This is a genomic window from Nocardia sp. NPDC055050 (assembly GCF_053608345.1).
The window spans coordinates 92,235-99,065 of record NZ_JBSGVG010000026.1 but is presented as its reverse complement, the minus strand read 5'-3'; the positions used below and the strand labels follow the sequence as shown (position 1 = coordinate 99,065).

The following is a 6,831-nucleotide window of genomic DNA, read 5'->3' as shown; positions in this document are numbered from 1 at the left end:
GGCCCGATCCGTCCGGATCGGGCCCCGATTGTCGTTTCCTAGTCCTCGCCGATGAGGCCGAATTCGCGCAGCAGTGGCCCGATCTCGGTGTCGTCGAGCTTCTTCAGCAGTCGATTGCGGACGAACTCAGGTCCGGGCAGGCTCATCTCCTCGCCGTCGCGCAACTTGCTGGTCGCCGCGAGCAGCGACCGGATGTCGTAGGTGGAGCCGAAGACCTCCGGCACTCCCCGCTCGACACCGAGCAGCGTGTAGGCCGCTTCCATACCGGTGCGCACCGAGTACTCGGTGGTGAAGATGCAGTCGCGGGTGGTCTCCGCGAACTGGCCGATGAAGGCGAAGTTCACCGCGCCCGCGGGCACCACGTCGGGGCGGTCACCGGCCTGGCGCGGCATGAAGAACGCGGTGACATACGGCATCATCACCGGGACGCACGTCGCGGCGTCCGCGGCCATCTCCGGGATCTCGGCTTCGGGAACACCCAGGTGGTACAGCCATTCCTGGGTGATCTCCGCACCCGTGCAGTCCTGCATCGACTTCTTCACGAAATCGCCGGGCCGATCGACGAACAGCGCGTACACCCACACCACGATCTGATCGGCGGGCTGCTGCTTGAAGTGCGGCTGCCGGTTCACCGTCCAGCTCATCAGCCAGGACGAGTCCTTCGCCGTCACGATGCCGCCGGTGACCACTTTGCCGCTGAACGGGTCTCGCTTGCAGATCTTCTGGATGTAGCGGGGAATGCGCTCGTCGAGGGTGGTGACCGTGGCCGACTCCCATTTGGTCTCCGGGATGTGGCCGCCGAAGACCTCCGGATGGCCGAACGCGGGGTCCTTGGCGGCGATGCGCCGCCACAGATCCCAGGCCGGGGCAGGTCCCTCGTCGAGCCGGGCGGGAGTGTGCTGATCGCCCTCGTTCGAGTTCTCGGTGAGCGAGCCGATGGTGACGAACAGCAGGTCGTCCGCGGTCAGGTCGACCCCGCCCTCGACGCCCTCGGACACCCAGTGCAGCCGGGTGGCCTGCTTGCGCGGCCCGCTGATGTCGAAGTCGACGTCGGTGACCTCGGTGTCGAAGCGGAATCGCACACCCTGGTCGAGCAGCCACCGGTACAGCGGCAGCACCAGCGACTCGTACTGGTTGTATTTGGTGAACTTCAACGCGGAGAAGTCGGGCAGGCCGCCGATGTGGTGGATGAACCGGTGCAGGTACAGCTTCATCTCCAGCGCGCTGTGCCATTCCTCGAACGCGAACATGGTGCGCCAGTACAGCCAGAAGTTGCTGGCCAGGAAGTCCGGGCCGAACACCTCGTCGATGCGCTTGTTCTCCATCTGCTCGCGGGTGGCGAGGAACACCTTCACGATGTCCTTCTGCGCGCGATCGGTGAGCGTGAACAGGCCGTCGGTGTGCGCGTCCTGGCCCCGTTTCACGGTGGCCCGCTGCAGGGAGAAGTTCGGGTCGTCCTTGTTGAGCCAGTAGAACTCGTCGAGCACGCTGGCGCCCTCGATCTCCATCGACGGCACCGAACGATAGAGGTCCCACAGGCATTCGAAGTGGTTCTCCATCTCGCGCCCGCCACGAATGACGAACCCCTTCTTCGGTTCCCTGATGCCGTCGAGCGCGCCGCCGGGCAGAGCCAGCCGCTCCAGCACGGTGATCTTGTCGGCTGCCAGCTGCCCGTCCCTGATGAGGAACGCCGCGCCGGAGAGCGAGGCCAGCCCGGCACCGACGAACCAGGCCGATTTGGCGTCCACCCCTTCGGGTTTGCGCGGCCGGGCGAACGCTTCGTAATTGCCACTGCTGTAGTACATCCGTCTCCTCTGTCCGTTCCGGAAAGTCGAGCGGGACTATGCGCTGTAGCGGTAGAACCCCTCTCCGGTGGCGGCACCGAGCTTGCCCTTGTCGATGTAGTTCTCCTTGAGCCAGGCCGCGAGCTTCTTGTGGGCGGCGCTGCCGTTGATCAGAATGTTGTACGGAGTGGTCAGGCCGACGATGTCGAGGATCTGGAACGGGCCCATGGGTGCGCCGGTGGCGATGCGCCAGGTCTCGTCGACCGCGGCGGGCTCGGCGTATCCGCCCGCGGCGAGCTCGATTCCGGAATTCAGGAACGGCACCAGCAGCGAGTTGAGGACGTAACCCGCCTTCTCCTTGTGCAATTCGATCGGCACCATGCCGATCGCTTTCGCGAACTCCACCACGGCCGCGAACACCGCCGGATCGGTCTGCTCGGTGCCCATCACCTCGGCGGTGTTGAACTTCCAGACGTGGTTGGCGAAGTGCAGCGCCAGGAACCGATCGGGGCGCCCGGTGTAGTCGACGATGTCGCTGGGCAGCAGGGTCGAGGAATTCGTCGCGAACACGGTGCGTTCGGGTGCGAGCGCACCGAGCTTGCCGTACAGGTCGCGCTTGATCTCGAGTACCTCCGGCACCGCCTCGATGATGAGGTCCGCCTCGGCCGCCGCGGTGGCCAGGTCGGTGGTCAGTGTGATGGCCGCCGCGGTCGCCGCGGTGTTGCTCGCATCGGCGCCTGCCACGTCCTGCTGATACACCGCGGCGAGTCCATCGAATCGGGTGCGTGCGGCGGTGAGCGCCGCGTCGTCGATGTCGTAGGCGGTGACGTCGAACCCGTGGAAGGCGGTCTGGAAGGCGATCTGGGATCCGAGCACCCCCGTCCCGAGGACTGTCACCTTGCGGAATTCGATGGTCATGCGTCAGCCTCCCAGTCTGGACGCGGGCACCCCCACCGCTGCGCGTCCTGGTTTCCGGTGTCTCTACCGCAGTCCATCATGGACCGAGAAGCTGAGGCGTTGGTGTGAGCGACCCACGCGTTCCGGACATCTCGGGCAGATGCTGGTAACAGTTCGGCAAACCGGCACAGTGGGTCAGCCGGCGGTGACGAGGCCCTCGGCGACCATCCAGTCGCGGGCGACATCGGCGGGTTCGCGACCGTCGATGTCGACCTGACGGTTGAGTTCGGTGATCACCTCGTTGGTGAGGCGGGCGGAGATCGGTGCCATCACCTGCACGACCTCGGGGTGCGCGTCGGCGAAATCGCGGTGCATGACCAGCGACGCGTTGTACTTCGGGAAGAAGGCCTTGTCGTCTTCGAGGAGCACCAGTTCGAGCGCGGGGATGCGGCCGTCGGTGGCGGCGACCGAGCCGAAGCGGCACTGCTTCGCGTCGGCGGTGGCCTGGTAGACGAGCGCGTCCTGGACGATCTGGCGCTGGGCCTTGCCCGGGTCGATCCCGTAGGCGGCAGCCAGACCGGGATAGCCGTCCGGGCGGACGTTGAACTCGGTGCCGACGCAGGTGGCCGCCGCAGCGGGATCTTTCGCGAGGAGTTTCGCGTAGTCCGACAGCGTGCGCACGCCGGTTTCCTCGGCGGTGCCCTTGCTCGTGACCAGGGCGTAGGTGTTGTTCATCGGCGCCATCGCCGCCCAGACCATGTTGTGTTCGGCCAGGTCGGCGTCGCGGACCGCGTCGAACTGCGCCGCCTCGGTGGGGATCGGCTTCTCCTTGCCGAGGTAGTTGATCCAGCCGGTGCCGGTGTAGTCGTAGGCGATGTCGATCTGGCCGTTCAGTTGCGCGTCACGCAGGCTGTTGGAGCCTTGGATATTGGTCAGGTCACGCACATTCGCGCCCGCGGCCGTCAAGGCGAATTCGATCATGTAGCCGAGGATGTTGGCCTCGGTGAAGTCCTTGGAGCCCACCGTGACCGCGACACCGTCGAGTTCCGGCACCGGCTCGATACTGCCCGGTCCCACGGGCAGCGGCACCGAACCGCCCGACTGCAGACCGCAACTCGCGAGCACCACGACGCTCAGCACCGGGACCAGTCCGCGCAACAATCCGGTGAATCTCACCGCAACCCCCTCGGACCGAGAAACTGTTCGGCCAGCGCGCCCAGCCAGTCGACGAACAGCGCCAGCGCGACGGCGAGCACCGCGCCGAGCGTCAGAGTCACGGTGTCGCGCAGTTTGTAACCGGTGTCGATGAGAATGCCGAGTCCACCCGCACTCACCATGAACGACAGGGTGGCGGTGCCGACGGCCAGCACCAACGAAGTCCGCAGGCCGGCCAGGATGTAGGGCACCGCGAGTGGGAACTCGATGCGGCGCAACACGAGTCCCGCCGACATGCCCTGTCCCCGGCCCGCGTCTATCAGGGCGGGGTCGACCTCCTGGTAGCCCAGGATCGTATTGCGCAGCACCGGCAGCAGCGAGCAGAACGCGATCGGCGCGACACCCACCCAGAACCCGGTGGTGCGGGTGACCAGGTAGCACAGCACGATCAGGCCGATCGCCGGCGCCGATGCCCCGATATTGGCGATGCCGACGAAAATCGGGGCCAGACGGCGGAATCGGTGCCTGGTGAGCAGTGTCCCGAGCGGCACGGCCAGCACCACGACGATCAGCACGACCGCCGCCGTGATCAAGATGTGCTGCCAGGTCACCTGGGCGACATTGCGCACGCTGATGCTGGCCTGCTGGGTGACGGTGAGATCGCGCCGGAACGCCCAGACCAGCACCCCGACGGTGAGGATCAGCACGATCACCGGCTGAGCCAGCAGGCGGAGGTATTCCGCGCGACGCTGGGTGGCGGGGGCAGCGGTCGCGGCGGGGACGTCGACGATCGAACGCGAAGAGGTGGCAACAGAATTCGTCACGATCTCGATCTCCTCACCCGGTCCGATTCGACCAGTGACCGTAGCGCTGACCACTGTGCTCCGACACCACGGACACCCGGGATCTGGTTGGTTCGGCTCGCCGACACCGAGCCGGCGAGAACCAGGCACACCCTGTGTGGACCACGATCATGCGCGGCACGGCCTGCGGGCACCGCAGGTTCGTAGGAGGCCGGCCATCGATGCGATTCGGTCGTCATGCCGGCGCCGATTCGGTGGCGGCGAGGTGGTTGATGAGGGTGTCGACGGTGACGGTTCCGGCGTAGGTCCCGGTGTTGTCGACGACGACGGCGGAAGCGGTGCGTTCGGTGAGCAGCGCGGCCAGCGCGTCTTGCAGCGTGGCGTCGGCGGGGAGGGTGGCGCCGATCGGGGTGCCGAGGTCGCGCGGCGAATCCGCGTGGGCGAGTTCGCCGGTCGTCACTCGCCGGAGCGGGCGGCGCTGGGCGTCGAGGACGATGCCCCAGGCGCGGTCCGCGTCCCGCAGGGCGGCGGTGAAGGCCGCGGGGGTGGTGTCGCCGGTGGCGGTGATGCCCTGGTCCAGGTCGAGGTCGGCGAGGACGGTGAGGCCGAGGCGGTCGATGGTGGCGGTCGCGCCGACGAACCCGGCGACCGTCTCGTCGGCGGGGGCCGCCAGGATCGCGGCGGGGGTGTCGTACTGCAGGATGCGGGAGCGGTCGCCGAGGACGGCGATACGATCGCCCAGCTTCACCGCTTCCCCGAAGTCGTGGGTGACGAAGACGATGGTCTTGCCGAGTTCGCTTTGCAGCCGGAGCAATTCGTCCTGCAGCAGCCCACGGGTGATCGGGTCGACCGCGCCGAACGGCTCGTCCATCAGCAGGACCGGCGGGTCGGCCGCCAGTGCCCTGGCCACACCGACGCGCTGCTGCTGTCCACCGGAGAGTTGGCGGGGGTAGCGGTTGCGGTAGGTGCCGGGGTCGAGGCCGACGAGGGTGAGCATCTCATCGGTGCGCTCGGCGGTGCGGCGGCGGTCCCAGCCGAGCAGGCCGGGCACCGTGGCGATGTTCTTGGCGACGGTCATGTGCGGGAACAGTCCGGCCTGCTGGATCGAATAGCCGATGCCGCGGCGCAATTCGTCGGCGTCGATCGCGCCGGCGTCGCGGCCGCCGATGGTGACGGTGCCCGAGGTGGGTTCGATCAGCCGGTTGATCATGCGCATGGTGGTGGTCTTGCCGCAGCCGGACGGGCCGACCAGCACCACGATCTCCCCGGCCGGGATGGTCATGGAGACCTCCTCGACCGCGGGTTCGGGCTGCTCGGGATAGCGTTTGGTGACCCGGTCGAGGACGATCTCGACCCCGGAGACCGCGGAAGCGCGTACCGCGTTGGTGGTTTCGATGTCAGTCACGAATTCCCCTCGGGATAGTGAGCCGTCCGAGCAGAACCAGGACGCCGTCGAGTGCGAGTGCGAGCACGACGATGAGGACGGTGCCGGTGAGTGCCTGCGGCACCGCGTTCGGGCTGCCGAGGCGGGAGAGTCCGGAGAAGATCACGTTGCCGAGGCCGGGCCCCTTCGCGTAGGCCGCCAGTGCCAGGATGCCCATGATCATCTGGGTGCTGACCCGCATTCCGGTGAGAATGGACGGCCATGCCAGCGGCAGTTCGATCTTGGTCAGCAGGCGCAACCGGTTCATCCCGACACCGCGCGCGGCATCGGTCACCGCCGGATCCACCGACGACAACCCGAGCACCGTGTTCCGCAGGATCGGCAACAGCGCGTAGAGCACCAGGGCCACGATCGTGGGCCCGACGCCGAGCCCGAGAAACGGAATCAGCAACCCGAGCAACGCGAACGAGGGCACCGTCAGAATCGCCCCCGCCATTGCGGTAGCGGCAGCTGACCCGAGCGGACTTCGATACACGAGTATCCCGAGTGCCACCGCGATCACGGTCGCCAGCACCAGCGACTGCACCACCGCCGACACATGCAGATAGGAATCGACCAGCAATTGCTCCCGCCGGTTCACCACGAACGACCACAACGCGTCCAGGGTCCACCTCCCCGTCGTTCGGCGGCCGCCTACGGCCCTGCTCCCCGGATTTCCCACCCCGAACCGGGTGAAACATCTCGTCCCCACATCCGCATCGTCACCGACGCGGCGAATCAGCCTGCGCTGAAACAGGTTTCGCCGAGC

6 protein-coding genes are annotated in these 6,831 nt (G+C 67.1%); all 6 read right to left on the bottom strand.

Annotation, left to right across the window (positions count from 1 at the left end; translation table 11 throughout):
- Nucleotides 1-38: 38 nt before the first annotated feature.
- On the bottom strand, nt 39-1,805 hold the full coding sequence (locus tag ACWGCN_RS24500; RefSeq protein ID WP_452460358.1) for an oleate hydratase: 1,767 nt from the start codon (nt 1,803-1,805) through the stop codon (nt 39-41).
- Nucleotides 1,806-1,841: 36 nt separating this feature from the next.
- Nucleotides 1,842-2,702 carry a 3-hydroxyacyl-CoA dehydrogenase gene (locus tag ACWGCN_RS24495; RefSeq protein ID WP_452460359.1) on the bottom strand — a complete coding sequence of 287 codons (861 nt, stop codon included), beginning with the start codon at nt 2,700-2,702 and terminating at the stop codon, nt 1,842-1,844.
- Nucleotides 2,703-2,876: 174 nt separating this feature from the next.
- The gene (locus ACWGCN_RS24490) at nt 2,877-3,857 is read right to left on the bottom strand and encodes a glycine betaine ABC transporter substrate-binding protein (RefSeq protein WP_387442403.1); all 981 of its coding nucleotides are present in this window, start codon (nt 3,855-3,857) and stop codon (nt 2,877-2,879) included.
- Nucleotides 3,854-4,627 (bottom strand): ABC transporter permease, encoded by a 774-nt coding sequence (locus ACWGCN_RS24485; RefSeq protein ID WP_378989117.1) that lies wholly within the window; start codon nt 4,625-4,627, stop codon nt 3,854-3,856. The genes ACWGCN_RS24490 and ACWGCN_RS24485 overlap by 4 nt, the downstream gene beginning before the upstream one ends.
- Before the next feature lie 247 nt (nt 4,628-4,874).
- Entirely contained in the window at nt 4,875-6,044 is a 1,170-nt protein-coding gene (locus ACWGCN_RS24480) for an ABC transporter ATP-binding protein (RefSeq protein WP_452460360.1), read from the bottom strand.
- Nucleotides 6,037-6,687 (bottom strand): ABC transporter permease, encoded by a 651-nt coding sequence (locus ACWGCN_RS24475; RefSeq protein ID WP_378628265.1) that lies wholly within the window; start codon nt 6,685-6,687, stop codon nt 6,037-6,039. The genes ACWGCN_RS24480 and ACWGCN_RS24475 overlap by 8 nt, the downstream gene beginning before the upstream one ends.
- Nucleotides 6,688-6,831 lie beyond the last annotated feature (144 nt).